We start from the raw sequence: 1416 nt of genomic DNA on the forward strand, positions 1-1416 counted from the left end.
AAAAGCGCGTCTGGGAAAATTTTTTACCAGTAGGGTCTGCGTCCCGAAAAATGCTCTTTAACTGTTTGATGTGTCGGCGAAAAATGGGTCCGGCTACGATTGCCGCGTCGGATTATCCCTATCATCCAGTGGGGGTAATGACTTTAGTGCAGCCCTTGATTATTACAATGGAGGCTTTACAGACTTGCTGCTCGGACTTGCGGAAGGAGCTATGGTTTCAATTGCGGAAGGAGCTATGTATCTAGGGCCAATGAATGGTGTTAGACAATATACAGGAGACATTGATTTTTGGGGCTACATTAAGCCCGCAGAAACTAATAAGCAGCAGTTTGGGCGAGATCTTGGGCCAATAGTACCAACAAGTGGTTTGGCCGGGTATTTGAAAAATTCATTCAAGTCTCTTTCGAAGTTATTTTTAAGGTCGCCTGTTACAAAGGGAATAGCCGGTGTTCCTGGTCGAGTTCAATCTAGGATAAATCTTCAAAATGGTACTAATAAGTATGGCATGAAGCACATCCTAAAAGAGCACCTAAGTGGGAAAGCTAACAAAAGCCAATTCAATATGAGTGAAGATGGCCTTAGAGAGTTGCTGCAAAGCAAGCAAGTTGTGAATTCACCAATAGTTAGCACTTTACAAAGTAAAACTCATGGGACTCTTTATGTGAGACAGGTAGATGTTGGTCGTACAATCGGTAATAACTATCTCAAAAATAATAGCCCGACTTCCGTGCTTACAACGCAATCAGATAAATATGGAAATATAGTAACTGCTTTTCCGGGGACGTAAATGAACGAGTTAGAAATTAAAAGAAACATACAGGATTCAATTGACTGGATTAATTTGGCTGAAGCCTCTCAAGTAAAGAACTACCTGCTGGCCAAGTTTGAAAACCTTGATAAAGTATTTATTCTTCATCACCACTATGGGCAGGCAGATGAGCAATATGTTCTGATGATAAATGGTAAATTTATTGTTGAAATTGAAACTGTTGAAAATAATGTGACTGATTACGAATCATATAGTATTCAAGAGTATTGTAAGGAAAACAATAAAATGCCAAAGCTGTTCAGGAAAACAATTAGTATTGCTGAGCTTCTTTATAAAGAGATAGCATTAAGGTAAAGCCCTTCGGGGCTTTTTCTTTGCCCACAAATCATTAATAAATGTAGAGCGCTAAATTACCATCGTAGTTTTTTCCACTTTAACGGTCGTAGGATTTTGAAGTTTTACGACTGTTTTGCCACATTCTCATCGTAGCTTATTTTTATTTTACCAAACTGCTATCGCAATATTGTAAGCGTCTAACCAAACACACGCTTGACTACTGAGTCAGCTCAACGTTCCAAGGCATCAAGTACTCAATATTGTCCGGTGACTTAGGCAGCTCTTCGAGTAGGAACGTGATGTAAAAGAAT

The 1416-nt window shown here is 39.4% G+C and carries 2 protein-coding genes; both read left to right on the plus strand.

The window, feature by feature from the left end; genetic code table 11:
- Positions 1 to 70 precede the first annotated feature (70 nt).
- On the plus strand, positions 71 to 787 hold the full coding sequence (locus tag ACTUJY_RS21075; RefSeq protein WP_463618105.1) for a hypothetical protein: 717 nt from the start codon (positions 71 to 73) through the stop codon (positions 785 to 787).
- Positions 788 to 1123, plus strand: coding sequence for a hypothetical protein (locus ACTUJY_RS21080; protein WP_463618106.1), 336 nt, complete (start codon positions 788 to 790; stop codon positions 1121 to 1123).
- Positions 1124 to 1416 lie beyond the last annotated feature (293 nt).

This window comes from Pleionea sp. WD8-19 (genome assembly GCF_055326765.1).

What these genes read in the sequence shown, in the direction of transcription:
- ACTUJY_RS21080 (WP_463618106.1), top strand. Translation starts at nt 788, where the DNA reads ATGAACGAGTTAGAAATTAAAAGAAACATACAGGATTCAATTGACTGG.